Raw genomic sequence first — 16,635 nt, forward strand, 5'->3', positions numbered from 1 at the left:
CTTGACTGACCTTTCAATGCCGCTCATGCGTAAGGGTCCGCCCAAACTGGCGGACGCCGTCGACCGGATTACCCAGAACCCGGCCGCTCATGAAATGCGCGATCCGTTCGATATCGGCGACGCGCTGACGACACTCGCCCTGACCGGCGAGCCCGTCACCGTGTATCCGTTCGGCCAGGACTTCGCCATGGCGCGCATCGACAGCGTCGATCCGGAGGGCAAGGTTTTCACGCTCGACCTCGCGGAACACGGTACTTTACCGAAGGGCAAGACGGTGTTCGTCGCGGCGCTCGGCAGCAATGCCAAGGTCCAGTTCGAGCTCGACGCGGCGCCCGGCGCCGTCGCCGACCGCCCGGACCTGGTGCAATTCCCCCTGCCGGCCGCCTGCCTCGTGCTGAACCGGCGCGCCGAGCCCCGCCTCGAATCGCCGCTGGGCATGAACTACGGCGCCCGCTTCTCGATGATGGGCAAGGTGTTCGAGATGCCGCTGTACGATTTCTCGCGCGGCGGCGTCGGCCTGCGGGCAACGCCGGAGCAGGCGCTCGAACTGTACGTGGGCAAGAAGCTGGAAGGCGTGCTGCTGGAACTGGGCTCGTCGCTCATCGTGTCGGCCGACCTCGAAGTCCGCCTGCTGCGGCCATTCCGCACCTTCCTGCTGGGCCCGCAGGTCCAGGTCGGGTGCCGGATCTCGAACATCACCATGCAGATGCGCCAGACGCTGGAGCGGGCGGTGGGCAAGATGCAGAAGCGCAGGTAAGCCGGCGCGTTTATCGCGCCGGGCACTAAACTGCGTGGAAAAAAGACCCGCCAAAAAAATCCGCGTGACCGCATTCCTATAATCATTTCAGGGAATTCCCCCTGAAAATGATTAAGGAGACAGTCATGAACAGCGATATGAGGCGGCTGCTGGTCGTGGGCGCGATCCTGTCGATGTCGGCAGGGAAAGCGCTGGCCTGGGCCGATTGCGCGAACGCCGCGTCCGATCCGGATGGCGACGGCTGGGGCTGGGAAAACAACGCGTCGTGCAAGGTCGTGTTCAAGGGATTCCGGGTGGACGGCGCCGTGCTGAAAGACGCCAACGGCAATGCCTTCATCGCGCGCGGCGTGAATAACCCGCACGCGTGGTACGACACCCAGGCGTACGACGTCCTCGGCAACCTCGCCGCGCGCAAGACCAATCTCATTCGGGTCGTGTGGACCACCAGCGGCACCGCGGCGCGCCTGGACCAGATATTGACGGCCATCGAAGCCCGGAAAATGGTGTCCATCGTCGAACTGCACGACGGCACGGGCAGCAACGACGCCGCACTGCTGCAGACCATGGCCAACTACTGGGCACGCAGCGACGTCGTCGCCGTCCTCAAGAAACACGAACGCACCACGATGGTCAACATCGCCAACGAATGGGGCGATGCCGGCAAGACGCCGTTGCAATGGCGCGAGGATTACAAAGGGCCGATCACGACGATCCGCAACACGGGCCTGACCACCACGCTCGTGATCGACAACCCGAACTATGGCGGCAATGCCAACGGCGGGCTCTGGTACGGCTGGGACCTGGTCAACTACGATCCCCGGCACAATCTGCTGTTCTCGGTCCACGCCTACAGCACGTTCAACAACGCGAACGACATCTATAACGCGATGTACAACTACCGGAACAACAACCTGGCGTTGCTGATCGGCGAGTTCGGCTATGACTACGACAACGGCAACAACAACCTCGGTTGCAAGGTCGACGCGTCGCTGTTGATGCAATGGGCCCAGCAGTTCGGGGTCGGCTACGTGGCCTGGTCGACGGCCGGCAACGATACGCCCAATGCCTGGCTCGACCTGATGACTGACTGGTCGGGTACGACAACGTGGGGCAACACCGTGTGGTACGGCCAGTACGGCATCGCCAATACGGCCACCAGGGCGTCGATCTATTGACCGGAACGGCGCGCGCTTCCCGGCGCGCCCTCCACCCGCGGCGACGCCGGGATCACGCCGCCACGTTCTGCGCCCACGCCAGCGCCGACAGATGCGCCTTGTTGACGTCGTGCGGGCTGATGTCCAGCGATGCCGCCAGCGACGCCACCAGGTCCGAATCCAGCTCGCACGCTTCGGCCAGCGCCAGGTAGGGCCCGTAGGTGCCTTCGCGTCCCAGCAGTGCCTGCACGACCTGTTCCGGCAGCTGGATCGTCTCCAGCACCTCCTTCATCGACAGTCCCAGCAGGCGGTCCAGCAGCGAGAACATGCCGGCGACGAACAGGTGCTCGCCCTCGCTGCGCGGCAGGGCCGTCTGGCCGAGCAGCTCGCACAGGCGCGCGCGCACGACGGCGGTTTCCATCAGCACGGGCGAATACCCGCTCGCGCTGGCGGTGGCCAGCAGCAGGACGAGCCAGCGGTACAGCGGCGCATAGCCGAGCATGGCGATCGCCTGGCGCAGCGACTGGATGTCGCGCCCGCTGCCGAAGCCGGCCGAATTGATGAAGCGCAGCAGTTTATAGATGAGCGCGGGGTCGCGCTTGAGCACGGCCTCGATCTTGGGCACGTCCTCGTTGTTCTGCACCATCTGCATCAGTTGCAGGATGATGGTCTGGGCCGGGTTCATGCCCTTGACGGGGTTGCCCGGCCGCGGCGTCAGGTGCAGCTTGCCGACGAAGGCGTCCAGGCCCAGCGCGGCGCAGGCGTCGAAATCCTGCCACGTCGTGACCGGCCGCCCGACCAGGCGCAGCGCCGACTGCCTGGCGGCCGCGTACGCGCGCGCCTGGGCCGCCACGTCGGCGCCGGTGAAGCGCACTTCGGCGTAGGAAGCGTAGGGCGACAGGTTCTTGCCGAGCAGGGCCAGGTCGGCGTCGCGGATCGAGATGCCGACGCCGCCGGCGCGCAGCGCCTGCACGGCGGCGCGGGTGTCGGCGTTCGCGAGGTCGCGCACGCGCAGCGACAGCACGGTGCGTTCCGGCGGCAGCACGTGCAAGGCGTCCAGCGACAGCATGGCCGGCACGGCGTCGAGGAACAGGATCTTGTCGCGCAGCAGCCAGCCCTGCTCGTCGTCGACCACGTGCCCGGCCACGAAGGCGACGAGGCTTTCGAGGTCGGCGTCGACGACTGCCTGGCCGTCCCGCCGTTGCCAGCAGAGCTCGTATCCAATCACGCGCTGCTTGGGATCGAGCAGCGGTTCACGGACGATAAAATTAGTCTGGTGCATGTGTGTAACGATCCCGGGATGAAACGAAATCGCGCGGCGCAACGGCCGCCGCGCGGGATCAGAAACCGAGGCTGTCCAGCAGGTCGTCGACCTGGCCCTGGTCGGCCACGACTTCGCTATTGCCGTCCGGATTGATCTGCGGACCGTTCAGCAAGCCATTGTCGAGCTCGCGCTTGATCTCGCTGGGGGCGAAATCGACGAGCACCTGCACCAGCTGCTTTTCCAGGTTCTGGGCAATGCCCGTGATGCGCGAGATCACCTGGCCGGTCAGGTCCTGGAAGTCCTGGGCCATCATGATGTCCATCAGATGGCCTTTGGTGGCGTTGGCGGCAGTGCGCGACTCCGCCAGGCTGGCCACCGTGCGCTCGGCCAACGCACGCCAGGCGCCGTCGCCCGGCGCGGCCAGCAGGGCCTCCCAGGAACGGCTCAGTTCGGCGGCACGGTCATCGATACCGTCCTGCAGGGGATTGGCGGCATCGGTCGCATCGAGCACACGCTTGGCCGATTGTTCGGACAGCCGGACCACGTAATCGAGGCGGTCGCGCGCATCGGGGATGTCGCTGGCCGCCTTTTCGATCAGTTTGTCCAGGCCGAGCCCGCGCAGGCTTTCGTGCAGCGCGCGGGTCATATGCCCGATCCGGCTCAGGACCTCGTCAGGCGAGGTCGAGTCGGCAGTGTACTCGGTCATTTACGCGGCCTTTTCCATCTTTTCGAAAATCTTGTTCAGCTTTTCGTCCAGCGTGGCCGCGGTGAACGGCTTCACGACGTAGCCGTTGGCGCCGGCCTGCGCCGCCGCGATGATGTTTTCCTTCTTGGCTTCGGCGGTGACCATCAGCACCGGCAGCTTGGCCAGTGCGGGATCGGCACGGATGTTCTGCAGCATGGTCAGGCCGTCCATGTTCGGCATGTTCCAGTCCGATACGACGAAATCGAACTGTTCGCTGCGCAGCTTGGCCAGTGCCTGGACACCATCTTCCGCCTCGTCGACATTGCCGTAACCCAGTTCTTTCAACAGATTCTTGACGATGCGTCGCATCGTCGAGAAATCGTCAACCACCAGGAAACGCATCTTTGGATCAGCCATGAATTACTCCGTTGTTTCTCTAATTCTGATTATGAGGCTTTGTTCAACCTTTTGCCGGTCGCACGCCTCACTGTGTTGGTTGGGTTCGGCACTACGATACAAACTGAAGCATAGCATTTTTGTTGCTCTACGGCGATAAAACCGCGGTGAACGCACCATATGCGGATCAAACGCGCAACGCCCGGCCCCCGTGTGTGGCCAGATGGCCAAGCACGAGGCCCGGCAGTGCCGTCAGCGGGGCCACCTCGTGGGCGGCACCGATGGCGATCGCTTCGCGCGGCATGCCGAACACGACGCACGACGCTTCATCCTGGGCGAAATTGTAGGCGCCCGCGGTCTTCATCTCCAGCATACCTTGTGCGCCGTCCTTGCCCATGCCCGTCAGGATCACGCCGACCGCGTTCTTGCCGGCCGCCTGGGCCGCTGAACGGAACAGCACGTCCACGGACGGGCGATGGCGGTTGACCGGTTCGGACTGCTCGATCCTGGTCATGTAGTTGGCGCCGGAGCGGGTCAGCAGCAGATGCGAGTGGCCGGGCGCGATGTAGGCGTGGCCCGGCAGGACGCGTTCGTTGCCGGCGGACTCGAGGACGCTGATCTTGCACAGCGAATCGAGGCGGCGCGCAAAGGAACTCGTGAAGCCTTCCGGCATGTGCTGGGCGATCAGGATGCCGGGACAGTCGGACGGCATCTGCATCAGGAATTCGCGGATGGCTTCCGTGCCGCCCGTCGAGGCGCCGATGATGATCAGCTTTTCCGACGACGTCAGCGGGCTCCTCAGCTGCGGCAGCGGGACGGTGCCGCCGCCGGCAGGCGCCTGCAGCGTGCGCGCCTTGACGCGGGCGCGCGCCGTGGCGCGGATCTTGTCGGCGATCAGCTCGGTGTACTCGCGCATGCCGCTCTGGATCGAGATCTTGGGCTTGGTGACGAAATCGACGGCGCCCAGTTCCAGCGCGCGCATCGTGATCTCGGAGCCGCGCTCCGTCAGCGACGACACCATCAGCACCGGCATCGGGCGCAGGCGCATGAGTTTTTCGAGGAAGTCGAGGCCGTCCATTTTCGGCATCTCGACGTCGAGCGTGAGCACGTCCGGGTTCGTGCGCTTGATCAGATCGCGCGCGACGAGCGGATCGGGGGCGACGCCGACGACTTCCATGTCGGGCTGCGAATTGACGATCTCGGTCATCACGCTGCGGATCAGTGCGGAGTCGTCCACGATCACCACTTTGATCTTTGTAATCGGGTTTAAGGTCATCCTTTGCCTTTCTGGTCAGAACAGGTCGACGGCGCCCGAGACGGGGGTGACCTTGAGGCGGCTGGCGTAGTCGAGTTCGCGTTTCGCCAGCGTATCGTTATGGGTCTGCATCAGTTTCTTGACGAGCACCTTGCCAGTGCGCGGGAAGAAATACACCTTGCGCGGGTAGATATCGTTCAGGTCCTCGGCCAGCACGGGAATCCGCTCGGTCTTGAGGAAGTTGATGACGAACGCGGCATTGCGTTCGCCCACGTTCATCGCGGAAAAACCGCGCAGCACGGCACCGCCGCCGAAGACCTTCGCTTCGAGATGCTCGCGGCGGGCGCCGGCCTTCAGCAGGTCGTTGATCAGCACTTCCATCGCATACGTTCCGTAGCGCATCGAGGCCGAGACCGGGTTGGCCGGATCGCCGCCGTCCGGCAGCATGAAGTGGTTCATGCCGCCCAGGCCCTTGGTGCGGTCGCGGATGCAGGCCGACACGCACGAGCCGAGCACCGTCACGATCAGCATGTCGCGGCCCGTGTAGTAATACTCGCCGGGCAGGATCTTGGCCGCGTCGCAGTCGAAGGTGCGGTCGTAATAGACGTTGGTGGCGAAATGGCTGTTCGTATCCATGATCGGGTGCGTGGGCGTCAGCCGTGGTTCAGTTCGTAGACCGTCTTGCCGCGCAGGCGCAGCGCATCGGAGACGTACAGGAAGTTCTCGGAATGGCCGGCGAACAGCAGGGCCTCCGGCTTCATCAGCGGGACGAAGCGCGCGAGGATCTTGCGCTGCGTGGCCTTGTCGAAATAGATCATCACGTTGCGGCAGAAAATGGCGTCGAACGGGCCCTTGAGGTCCCAGCCGTCGGCCAGCAGGTTCAGCTGGCGGAACGTGATCAGCTGGCGCAATTCGGGCCGCACCCGCACGAGCCCCTCCTGGGCGCCCTTCCCCTTCAGGAAAAAGCGGCGCAGGCGCGCCTGCTCCATCTTGTCGACCCGCTCGATCGGGTAGACGCCGGCGCCGGCCGTGGCCAGCACGTTCGTGTCGATGTCGGTGGCGATGATCTGGACGGGCGGCGTGAGCGTGTCGAACGCCTCGCACACGGTCATGGCGATCGAATACGGCTCTTCGCCGGTGGAGCTGGCCGAGCACCAGATCGTGAGCGGTCCGCCGTGCCCCGCGCGTCGTTTGAGCGCGTGTTCGGCCAGCAGCGGGAAGTGATGGGCTTCGCGGAAGAACGACGTGAGGTTCGTCGTCAGCGCGTTCGTGAACGATTCCCACTCGGCCGGCATGCGGCCCGCTTCAAGCGCGTCGAGGTAGGACGCGAACGTGGCGATGCCGTTGGCGCGCAGGCGGCGCGCGAGCCGGCTGTAGACCATCTCCTGCTTGCTGTCGGCCAGCGAGATGCCGGCGCGCTGGTAGATCAGGCCGCGCACGCGCTCGAAATCGGCGCGCGTGAAGTCGAACTCCTTGCCGGTTTCCTGTTTGGTCGTATTGGGCGGCACGTTGTTAGCCATGGGTTGTGTTAGTTCTGCGGACCGCGTGCGGTCCGGGTTGCCCCTTGCGCCGCGCTGCGTTTTTTTAAGCTGCCAACCGGTCCATCAGGCCCATCTCGCTGGACGACATCAGCTTGTCGATGTCGATCAGGATGAGCATGCGCTCGTCGACGGTCCCGAGCCCGGTGAGGTAGTCGGAGTTGAAGGCGCTGCCCATCTCCGGCGCCGGCTTGATCTGGTCCGGGGTCAGCGTGGTCACGTCCGACACGCTGTCCACCACCATGCCCATGATGCGGCCGCCGATGTTCAGGATGATCACGACGGTGAACTGGTCGTAGGTCGGCGTGCCCAGGTTGAACTTGATGCGCATGTCGACCACCGGGATGATGATGCCGCGCAGGTTGATGACGCCCTTGATGAATTCGGGCGCGTTGGCGATGCGGGTCACGGCCTCGTAGCCGCGGATCTCCTGCACCTTGAGGATGTCGATGCCGTATTCCTCGGACCCGAGGGTGAAGGCGAGGTATTCGCTGCCGCTGCCGTCGTGGGCATCGTTCGGCTTGTTCGTCGGTTGGGTGGACATGTCGGTTCCTTATCGGAGCAAAAGTAACGGGTTAAATCAATCAGAAGACGACGGATTCGTCGGACAGCTGGCGCGACGAGCGCAGCAGCGCGGCCACGTCCAGGATCAGCGCCACGCCGCCATCGCCGAGGATGGTGGCGCCGGAGATCCCGGTCACCTTGCGGTAGTTCGCTTCCAGGTTCTTCACGACGACCTGCTGCTGGCCGACCAGTTCGTCGACGAACAGCGCGGCCTTGCGCCCTTCCGTCTCGAGGATCACGAGGATGCCCTCGCACGGATCGGTGATGCGCGGTTCGATGTTGAACATCTGGTACAGCGGGACCAGCGGCAGGTATTCGCCCCGCACCTTGACGACGCGGCCCTGCCCCGCGATTTCCTTGACGTCGGCGCGCGCGGGCTGCAGCGATTCGACGACGAAGCCGAGCGGCAGGATGTAGATCTCGTCGCCGCAGCGGATCGACATGCCGTCCAGGATCGCCAGCGTCAGCGGCAGCGAGATCAGGATCGTCGTGCCGAAGCCGCGCGCCGAGCGGATGTCGATGGTGCCGCCCAGCGCCTGGATGTTGCGCTTGACGACGTCCATGCCGACGCCGCGGCCCGACACGTCGGTGACGATTTCCGCCGTCGAGAAGCCCGGTGCGAAGATCAGCTGCCAGACGTCGGCGTCGCTCATGGTGTCCGATACCGGCAGGCCGTTCTGCTTCGCCTTGGCCAGGATCCGGTCGCGATTCAGGCCGCCGCCGTCGTCGGCGACTTCGATCACGATGTTGCCGCCCTGGTGCGCGGCGGACAGGAACAGGCGTCCCGATTCCGATTTGCCCGCGGCCATGCGCGCGGCGGGCAGCTCGATGCCGTGGTCGATCGAGTTGCGGACCAGGTGCGTGAGCGGGTCGACGATGCGCTCGATCAGGCCCTTGTCCAGTTCCGTCGCGGCGCCGTTCGTGATGAAGTCGACCTTCTTGCCGAGTTTGCCGGCCAGGTCGCGCACCATGCGCGGGAAGCGCGAGAACACGAAGTCCATCGGCATCATGCGGATCGACATGACGGCTTCCTGCAGGTCGCGCGTGTTGCGCGTCAGCTGAGACACCGACGCCAGCAGGCGCTGGTGCAGCATCGGATCGAGGCCGGAGCTGCGCTGCTCGATCATGGCCTGCGTGATCACGAGTTCACCGACGAGGTTGATCAGCTGGTCGACCTTTTCGATCGACACGCGGATCGACGACGATTCGCCGCCCTGCGCGTGGGCGCCTTCACCGGCCTTCTTGGCCGCCTTCTTTTCCGCCGCCACTTCGGTGACCTCGAGCGGCTCCGGCCGCACCGGCGCCGGCGGCGGCGCCTCGGCCACGATGCCGGCCTCGCGGCGGATCTGTTCGATCGGCTGGAAGAAGCCGTAGCCGATTTCGTCCTCGGACGCCTCGTCCGCGGCCGCGTCGAGCGGGTCGGCCGGGTCGAAGAAGCCGTAGCCCTGCTCCTCCTCGATGCGGGCGCGTTCCGCCGCCTCGCGCGCGCGCTGCTCGGGCGTGAGCGGGGGCGCCTCGAAGATCTTGAGATCGGTCGGGTCGAGCACGAAGGAGCAGATGGCGATGATGTCGTCCAGGCTCTCGTGCGTCATGATGATCAGCGCCGTGCGCCCCGCCGCGAGCGGCACGACGGACACGCGGCCCAGGAGGCCGAGCTCGTCCACGAGCGCGTCGACGTCGCGCTTGGCGAGGTCGGGCAGCTCGATCTTGTAGCGGTGCGCGCCGTCGGTGATCTGCTGTTTCTGTTCGGCGTGCAGGAACGAGGGCACGGTCGGCTGGTGCGTCGGCACGATCACGCCTTCGGACAGGTCGTGCAGCATCATGCGCACGTTGGCGACGGCTTCCTGGTCGACGTCCGCACCGTTGCGGTGGCCGTCGAGCTGCATCTTGAGGATGTCCTTGGCGGCCAGGAAGGCGTCCACGTGCTGGGCCGTCAGTGCCATCTCGCCCTTGCGGATGCGGTCAAGCAGGGACTCGAGCACGTGCGTCACTTCGCTCATGTCGGTCAGGCCGAAGGTCGACGCCCCGCCCTTGATCGAATGGGCGGTGCGGAAGATCGCGTTCAGGTCTTCCGGGTCCGGCGAATCGATATCGACGGCCAGCAGCAGACGCTCCTTTTCGGCGAGCAGCTCTTCCGCTTCGTCGAAAAAGACCTTGTAAAACTGGCTGATGTCGATGGTCATGTTGAATATCCGTCTGGTACGAACGGCGCGGCGGCCCGGGGGCCGCTCAGCCGATGACTTTCTTGACCACCTCGATCAGGCGCTGCGGGTCGAACGGCTTCACCAGCCAGCCATTGGCGCCGGCCGCGCGGCCCTTCGTCTTCATGTCTTCGGACGATTCGGTCGTGAGCATGAGGATCGGCGTCTTCTGGTAGCCCGGCAGGCCGCGCAGCGACTTGATCAGGGTGAGCCCGTCCATCTTGGGCATGTTCTGGTCGGTCAGGACCAGGTCGACGGTCTGCAGCTTCGCCTTCTCCAGGCCATCCTGTCCGTCGACGGCTTCCACCACCTGGTAGCCGGCGGCCTTCAGGCTGAAAGCCACCATCTGGCGCAGGGAACTGGAATCGTCGACTGCGAGAATAGTTTTTGCCATCTTTATGCTCCTGCTGTTTTTTCCGTTTGCCGTTGTACCGGCTACTCGTATATCTGGTCAGACGGGGTCGGAGCCCACCTGGAACACCCGGCTCCGACCCCATGAATTAAAACAATTCGACGTCGCCGCTTTCAAGGTGGCGCTGCTCGACCGACTTGCGCAACATGCTGCGCAGCTCCAGCGACTGGATCGCCAGCGCCATGCTGACCTTGCCGAGGCGTTCGACGATCTCCTCGCCGTCGCTCTCCGGCAGGATATCGTCACCGTGCTCGGACAGCGTGGTCAGGAAATCGCGCAGGCCGGTCACCCGGCGCAGCGTGCGATCGAGCAGCTGGCTCGTCATGTCCTGGAACTGCATGCTCGTCACCGCCGCGTTCACATGGCCGGCGATCTCGCCCGACATGCCGGTCAGGCAGGCACTCTCCTCCGCCGTCGGCGCCTGGCCGGCCAGCAGGCGGTTGATCGCCTCCTGGCGCGAATCGACCACGTGGTGGATCGCCATGAAGCTGCTCGTCAGCTTCTCGACGGCTTCCTCCAGCAACAACGTCGTCTGCACCAGGTCGGTCTCGACTTCGGACAGGTGGCGCCGGCCATGGTCGGACACGCCCGACAAGAGGCGCTTGACGTGTGACCCGAGAATCTTTTTTCTTGTCGTCATGGAATCCTCCAGAACATCCCGCCCGTTATTTTTTTCCCGCCGGCGTCGCCGCCGGCTGCGCCAAACCACCACCCTTTTCGACGGGTGCCGCCACCCCGGCACCCGTCGCCTCGGCGACCGCTTTCACCGCCGCGTCCGCGCTCTCGCCCGGCACATCCAGGGGCGTGCCGTCGTGCAGCACGGCGTTCTCGGTACGTTTATTCATGACCAGGATACTGATGCGTCGGTTGATCGGGTTGAACGGGTCGTCGCGGTCGAGGTGGACGGCCGAGCCGAGGCCCACCACGCGCAGGATCTTCGCATCGCCCAGCCCGCCGTGCACCAGTTCGCGGCGCGAGGCATTGGCGCGGTCGGCCGACAGTTCCCAGTTCGTATAACCCTCGGGCGTCGAATATGGCGTGGAATCCGTATGCCCCGACAGGCCGATGCGGTTCGGCACGTCGTTCAGCACGAGGCCCAGCACGTCGAGGATGTCGCGCGTGTATGGCTGCAGCTGGGCGCTCGCGGACGCGAACATCGGCCGGTTCTTTTCGTCGACGATCTGGATGCGCAGGCCTTCGCTCGTCACGTCGAGCAGCAGCTGGTTCTTGTACTTGCGCAGCAGCGGATTGGCGTCGATCGTCTGTTCGATGCGTTGCTTGAGCTCTTCCAGGCGCGCCGCTTCCTCTTTCTCGAGGGCTTCGCGCGCGGATTTCAGGTCGATCGATTTCTTGTTGCGCTCGATGTCGCCGTTCTTGACCTGGCCGTTGCGGCGCGTCAGGTCCTTGCCGCCGCCCTGCAGGATCGAATTGGTGCTGCCGGCGCCCGTGCCGCCCTGCATGGCGACCTTGAGGGGCGTCTTGAAATAGTTGGCGATGCCTTCCATGTCGCCCTTGGTCGTCGAGCCGAGCAGCCACATGAGCAGGAAGAATGCCATCATCGCCGTCACGAAGTCGGCGTACGCGATCTTCCAGGCGCCGCCATGGTGTCCATGGCCGCCCTTCCTGACGCGCTTGACGATGATCGGCCGCTGGCCTTCGTCAGCCATGCCGCACTCCCGCGCTGATGTGGATATTACGCACCATTACTTGTTCTTGGCTTTCTTGATATGGTCCTCGAGTTCGGCGAAGGTCGGACGTTCGGTCGAGTACAGCACCTTGCGGCCGAATTCGACGGCCAGCGCCGGCGCATAACCGTTCAGGCTGGCCAGCAGCGTCACTTTCACGGTCTGGAACATCTTCGTCGACTCCTCCAGCTTCTGTTCGAGCAGGCTGGACAGCGGGCCGATGAAGCCGTAGGCCAGCAGGATGCCGAGGAACGTGCCGACCAGCGCGTGCGCGATCAGGATGCCCAGCTCGGCCGGCGGCAGGCCCACGGATTCCATGGTGTGCACGACGCCCATCACGGCCGCCACGATACCGAACGCCGGCAGGCCGTCGCCCAGCTTGGCAATGCAATGTGCCGGGACCGCACCCTCATGATGGTGGGTCTCGATCTCATTGTCCATCAGGTTCTCGATCTGGAACGCGTCCATGTTGCCCGAAACCATCAAGCGCAGGTAATCGGTAATGAATTCGACAATGTGATGGTCCGCCAGCACCGCCGGGTACTTCGAAAACACGGGGCTCTGCTCGGGCGCCTCGATGTCGCCTTCGATCGACATCAGGCCCTCTTTCCTCACCTTCGACAGCACGTCGAACAGCAGCGACATCAGTTCCATGTACATCTCGCGCGTGTACTTGGAACCCTTGAACAGCGTGGGCAGCGCGCCCAGCGTCGCCTTCACGGCCTTCGGGTTGTTACCGACGAAGAATGCGCCCAGTGCGGCACCGCCGATCATGACGAGCTCGAGCGGCTGCCACAGCGCCGCCAGGTGACCGCCGTTCATCGCGAAGCCGCCGAACACGGCGGCGAGCACTACAACGTAACCAACAATGACAAACACGGGACTCCCGATGCGTGAATCCGGGACTGGCCCGGTTTGGATCCAAGTTGATGAATCCAAAGAGAAATATTTACGTAGGGAACTAGATTAGCTTGAGAATGGCCCACGGGCAAGTAAAAGTGCCCCGATGACCGTCAAAATTGCCAAAGATAGAGAATTTTCTTACTGTTAGTCGTCACAATGCGACGGTCGGGCATTCTCCCGGGAATGTCGAATTCATAACTCAACAGGATGCCGCCGGGCCGCATTTCACTCTCGGCCTTGCGCCAGAGCGCGGCCATCGCGGCCGGCGACAGATAGGCGAACACGACGTCATAGTGACCAAAATTCAACGATTCGTAGTCGCCGCGCACGAAGCGCGCGCGGCTGCCGGACAGTGTCGCGCGCAGCCGGCTGACGAACCACGGCAGCGGCGCCAGTTCGATGCCGTCCACCCGGCAATCGGGCCGGCGCCGCGCCAGGTCGAGCACAAGGCCGCCCAGGCCGCTGCCCACGTCGGCGACGGCGCACGCACGGTCGGCCGGCAACACGTCCGCCACGGCATCCCAGGCACCACGCCCGGACGGGTAATACGGCACCTGGGTGCGGAACGTGGACCAGTACACGAGCAGGAACAGCACGAACAGCGCAAGAAACAGGGTCGGGGGCAGGTCGAGCCCGCGCGCGAGCAGCACGCCGGAGGGAAACGCGAGTTCGATGGCGCGCCACCAGACGGCGAGTCCGAGGCGCCAGGCCAGCAGCGCGGCCAATGCCCCCTGGATCAGCGCGACGGCTTCCCACGACATGGGCATGCCCACGCGGGCCAGCAGCCAGACGCAGATCAGGGTGAGTGGAAAGGCGCCGGCCTGGGCCAGCAGCGCACGCACGGACGGCGCGCCGAAAACAGAACGCGGGGCGGGCGCATTCATGGCCTGCCCCGCGCGGGAACGAAACGGGAGATCACGGAGGAGCGAAACGGCCCGGCCGAAAAACTCAGGCGGCGGCGAGCGCGGCGTCCTTGGCCTTGCGGGTCTTGCCGGCGCGCGAAGGCATGTGGCACAGGCCGCACTGGTAATCGTTGTTCAGGTCGAGCGCGTTGACGACGTACTTGCCCTGGCATTTGCCGCACGGCGCCAGCACGAGCATATTGCCCTGGAAGAAGCGCACGAGGGTCCAGGCACGGGTCAGCGACAGCAGCGGCTCTTCGCCGGGCGCCGGCGGCATCTGTTCGAGATACAGCTTGTAGGCCTTCATCACGGCCTGGACGCCCGTGGCGCCGGCGTATTCGACCAGGAATTTATAGATGTTGATGTACAGCGAAGCGTGGATGTTCGGTTGCCAGGTCAGGAACCAGTCGGTCGAGAACGGCAGCATGCCCTTCGGCGGCGACACGCCCTTGAGTTCCTTGTACAGCTTGATCAGGCGCTCGCGCGACAGGGAGACTTCGCTTTCCAGCAGCTGGAGACGGGCGCCGAGCTGGATCAGTTCGATGGCCAGCTGGATTTCCTGTGCTTCCGAGACGACGCTTTTCTTGGTCATGCTGCTCTCCGTGACTTGCGATTGACTTGACGGGCTGAGAACCGGGGTTCTCTTACGCGATTTCTTCGGCGGGCTGGCCGGCCATCAGGATCGCGGCGTGCGACTGGGCCAGGGCGCGGTCCTTGGTGTGGCTCGTCAGCATGCCGAGGATGGCGGCGTCGTCGAAGCGGAAGCGGGCCAGCATCATGTTGCCGCCGGCGAGTTTCAGGATCTGGGCGTTGCTCATGCCTTCGATCAGGTCGGCGATGTCGGCCGAGATGCCGAGGCGGAAAATTGCGGTGACCTTGTCTGCGCGGATCATCTGCTGTGCCAGCATCAGGTAGCTCAGGTTCGCATCACGAATTTCAGCCATCATGTCGTTCGCAGTCATTTCCATCTCTCCGGTTGATCGTATCTGTGAGGCGTTGTGTGTTGCCGTTGAGATAGATTCTGACCGTGAGGAAACTTTTAGTGTATTGGAGAGTGTCTGTATTTTTCGTCCGGCAAAGACGAGAGCGACCCGTAGGAGTTTGTCTGACAAACCCTGCCGGATCGTGGTCGCGCCCCTATGAAAAGGGGCGGAAGGCGAGATGTAACTACGGGGCGTTTTGCAGCCCGGTGACGCAACGAACTACTTATTGCTGTGTTGGTTTACGTCAACAATTTCGGGAACTTTAGGGTGCCGCAAGAAAATTTTTTTGTTTTCCAGCATCCCCTTCAGACTCGTTATCGGTCGGTCTTTGCCGAACTTTAGGGTTTCGACAAACTTTTTTTCGATCCGATTCCGGTCGTCTGTATGGGTTATCGGATGCCTTTTGCGAAACTTTAGGGTTCCTGCAAAAAAAAATTTCAAGACCCGATCCCGGTCATCTGGTCAGGTTATCGGACGGCTTTTGGAGAACTTTAGGGTGCCCCGACAATTTTTTGAAAATTTTTCGGCCGCCGCAGTTCGATGCAATTTTGCTACACTTCCCGCTCCTCTACCCTTCAGGAAACCACATGCCCGCTCCAACCCCCTGGGACATCAGCCCGACGATCTCGGCTGCCGGCCCCACCAAGGTGGCCGCATGAACACTGCCACGTACGACATCGCCGGCGCCGCCACGCGCGCCGCCTGCCTCGCCCTGGACGCGTCCGATCCGCTCGCCCCGCTGCGCGAACGCTTCGACCTGCCCGAAGGCGTCATCTACCTGGACGGCAATTCGCTGGGCGCCCGCCCGCGCGCGGCGCTCGAGCGCGCGCGCGACGTCGTCGCCCAGGAATGGGGACAGGGACTGATCCGCAGCTGGAACACGGCCGGCTGGTTCGCGCTGCCCGGCCGGCTGGGCGACCGCATCGCCCCGCTCATCGGCGCCGGGGCCGGCGAAGTGGTCGTCACGGACACGACGTCGCTGAACCTGTTCAAGGCGCTCGCCGCCGCGCTGGCGATCCAGGCCGGGCGCGACCCCGTCCGCAAGGTTCTTGTCACGGAGCGCAGCAACTTCCCCACCGATATCTATATGGCGGACGGTCTCGCCCGCTGGCTGGACCGCGGCTACCGCGTGCGCCTGGTCGATTCGCCGGAAGAGCTGGATGCCGCCATCGACGCCGACTGCGCCGTGCTGATGCTCACGCACGTGAACTACCGCACCGGCCGCCAGCACGACATGGCGGCGCTGACCGCCCTCGCGCATGCGCGCGGCGCGCTGGCCGTGTGGGACCTCGCCCATTCCGCCGGCGCCGTCCCGCTGGACCTGAACGGCGCCGATGCCGACTTCGCCGTCGGTTGCACCTATAAATACCTGAACGGCGGCCCCGGCGCCCCGGCCTTCATCTGGGTGCCGCGGCGGCACCAGGCCGCGTTCCGCCATCCGCTCACCGGCTGGTGGAGCCACGCGGCGCCGTTCGCGATGGCGCACGGCTTCGAGGCCGCCGAGGGCATCGGGCGCGCGCTGTGCGGCACGCAGCCGGTGGTGTCGCTGGCGCTCGTCGAATGCGGGCTGGAGATCTTCGAAGCGACGAACATGACGGCCCTGCGCGCCAAGTCGCTCGCCCTCACCGACCTGTTCATCGCGCTTGCGGAGTCGCGCTGCGCCGCGCATCCGCTGGGCCTCGTCACGCCGCGCGCGCATGCGCAGCGCGGCAGCCAGGTGAGCTTCACGCATCCGCACGGCTATGCGGTGGTGCAGGCGCTGATCGCGCGCGGCGTCATCGGCGACTATCGCGAACCGGCGATCATGCGCTTCGGCTTCACGCCGCTGTACACGCGCTTCGCGGACGTGTGGGACGCCGTGGAAATACTGCGCGACATCCTCGACGCCGAGGCCTACGACACCCGCGCCGCGCGCACCGCCGTGACCTGAGGAGGG

Annotated in this window: 18 protein-coding genes; 3 read left to right on the forward strand and 15 right to left on the reverse strand. The window is 64.5% G+C overall.

Features of this window, described 5'->3' with window-relative positions:
* Position 1 precedes the first annotated feature (1 nt).
* Both ACEN9Q_RS15415 and ACEN9Q_RS15420 read left to right on the forward strand, forming a co-directional pair.
* Complete coding sequence (locus ACEN9Q_RS15415; RefSeq protein WP_495625189.1) at positions 2-757, forward strand: PilZ domain-containing protein; 756 nt, start codon at positions 2-4, stop codon at positions 755-757.
* Between the two features lie 125 nt (positions 758-882).
* On the forward strand, positions 883-1,932 hold the full coding sequence (locus ACEN9Q_RS15420) for a cellulase family glycosylhydrolase (protein WP_495625190.1): 1,050 nt from the start codon (positions 883-885) through the stop codon (positions 1,930-1,932).
* A gap of 52 nt (positions 1,933-1,984) precedes the next feature.
* Here ACEN9Q_RS15420 and ACEN9Q_RS15425 read toward each other — a convergent pair whose 3' ends face one another.
* The 15 genes from ACEN9Q_RS15425 to flhD form a co-directional block, all read right to left on the reverse strand.
* Positions 1,985-3,193 carry an EAL and HDOD domain-containing protein gene (locus tag ACEN9Q_RS15425; RefSeq protein ID WP_495625191.1) on the reverse strand — a complete coding sequence of 403 codons (1,209 nt, stop codon included), beginning with the start codon at positions 3,191-3,193 and terminating at the stop codon, positions 1,985-1,987.
* Positions 3,194-3,251: 58 nt separating this feature from the next.
* Positions 3,252-3,881, reverse strand: coding sequence for a protein phosphatase CheZ (gene cheZ, locus ACEN9Q_RS15430; protein WP_056436248.1), 630 nt, complete (start codon positions 3,879-3,881; stop codon positions 3,252-3,254).
* The gene (gene cheY / locus ACEN9Q_RS15435) at positions 3,882-4,277 is read right to left on the reverse strand and encodes a chemotaxis response regulator CheY (RefSeq protein WP_036230336.1); all 396 of its coding nucleotides are present in this window, start codon (positions 4,275-4,277) and stop codon (positions 3,882-3,884) included.
* Between the two features lie 166 nt (positions 4,278-4,443).
* Positions 4,444-5,532, reverse strand: a complete 1,089-nt coding sequence (locus ACEN9Q_RS15440; protein WP_495625192.1) for a protein-glutamate methylesterase/protein-glutamine glutaminase — start codon at positions 5,530-5,532, stop codon at positions 4,444-4,446.
* Positions 5,533-5,547: 15 nt separating this feature from the next.
* The gene (gene cheD / locus ACEN9Q_RS15445) at positions 5,548-6,147 is read right to left on the reverse strand and encodes a chemoreceptor glutamine deamidase CheD (RefSeq protein WP_056436255.1); all 600 of its coding nucleotides are present in this window, start codon (positions 6,145-6,147) and stop codon (positions 5,548-5,550) included.
* Positions 6,148-6,164: 17 nt separating this feature from the next.
* Positions 6,165-7,031: a CheR family methyltransferase gene (locus tag ACEN9Q_RS15450; protein ID WP_056436258.1), complete on the reverse strand. Its 867-nt coding sequence runs from the start codon at positions 7,029-7,031 to the stop codon at positions 6,165-6,167.
* A gap of 64 nt (positions 7,032-7,095) precedes the next feature.
* Positions 7,096-7,593 (reverse strand): chemotaxis protein CheW, encoded by a 498-nt coding sequence (locus ACEN9Q_RS15455; protein WP_056436261.1) that lies wholly within the window; start codon positions 7,591-7,593, stop codon positions 7,096-7,098.
* A 40-nt stretch (positions 7,594-7,633) separates the two neighbouring features.
* A complete protein-coding gene (cheA, locus tag ACEN9Q_RS15460; protein ID WP_495625193.1) occupies positions 7,634-9,796 on the reverse strand; it encodes a chemotaxis protein CheA in 2,163 nt (720 codons plus the stop codon).
* Positions 9,797-9,842: 46 nt separating this feature from the next.
* Positions 9,843-10,208 carry a response regulator gene (locus ACEN9Q_RS15465; RefSeq protein ID WP_036230353.1) on the reverse strand — a complete coding sequence of 122 codons (366 nt, stop codon included), beginning with the start codon at positions 10,206-10,208 and terminating at the stop codon, positions 9,843-9,845.
* A 106-nt stretch (positions 10,209-10,314) separates the two neighbouring features.
* A complete protein-coding gene (locus tag ACEN9Q_RS15470; RefSeq protein ID WP_495625194.1) occupies positions 10,315-10,866 on the reverse strand; it encodes a chemotaxis protein in 552 nt (183 codons plus the stop codon).
* Positions 10,867-10,891: 25 nt separating this feature from the next.
* Positions 10,892-11,893 carry a flagellar motor protein MotB gene (gene motB / locus ACEN9Q_RS15475; RefSeq protein WP_056436270.1) on the reverse strand — a complete coding sequence of 334 codons (1,002 nt, stop codon included), beginning with the start codon at positions 11,891-11,893 and terminating at the stop codon, positions 10,892-10,894.
* 36 nt (positions 11,894-11,929) lie between these two features.
* A complete protein-coding gene (gene motA, locus ACEN9Q_RS15480) occupies positions 11,930-12,790 on the reverse strand; it encodes a flagellar motor stator protein MotA (protein ID WP_495625195.1) in 861 nt (286 codons plus the stop codon).
* 134 nt (positions 12,791-12,924) lie between these two features.
* The gene (locus ACEN9Q_RS15485; protein WP_495625196.1) at positions 12,925-13,698 is read right to left on the reverse strand and encodes a class I SAM-dependent methyltransferase; all 774 of its coding nucleotides are present in this window, start codon (positions 13,696-13,698) and stop codon (positions 12,925-12,927) included.
* A 64-nt stretch (positions 13,699-13,762) separates the two neighbouring features.
* Positions 13,763-14,308 carry a flagellar transcriptional regulator FlhC gene (gene flhC, locus ACEN9Q_RS15490; protein WP_056436279.1) on the reverse strand — a complete coding sequence of 182 codons (546 nt, stop codon included), beginning with the start codon at positions 14,306-14,308 and terminating at the stop codon, positions 13,763-13,765.
* A gap of 52 nt (positions 14,309-14,360) precedes the next feature.
* Positions 14,361-14,678, reverse strand: coding sequence for a flagellar transcriptional regulator FlhD (gene flhD / locus ACEN9Q_RS15495; RefSeq protein WP_056436282.1), 318 nt, complete (start codon positions 14,676-14,678; stop codon positions 14,361-14,363).
* Between the two features lie 676 nt (positions 14,679-15,354).
* Here flhD and kynU point away from each other — a divergent pair.
* Positions 15,355-16,629: a kynureninase gene (gene kynU / locus ACEN9Q_RS15500; RefSeq protein WP_495625197.1), complete on the forward strand. Its 1,275-nt coding sequence runs from the start codon at positions 15,355-15,357 to the stop codon at positions 16,627-16,629.
* Positions 16,630-16,635 lie beyond the last annotated feature (6 nt).

The sequence above is a fragment of the Massilia sp. Masssp93 genome, from assembly GCF_059491295.1.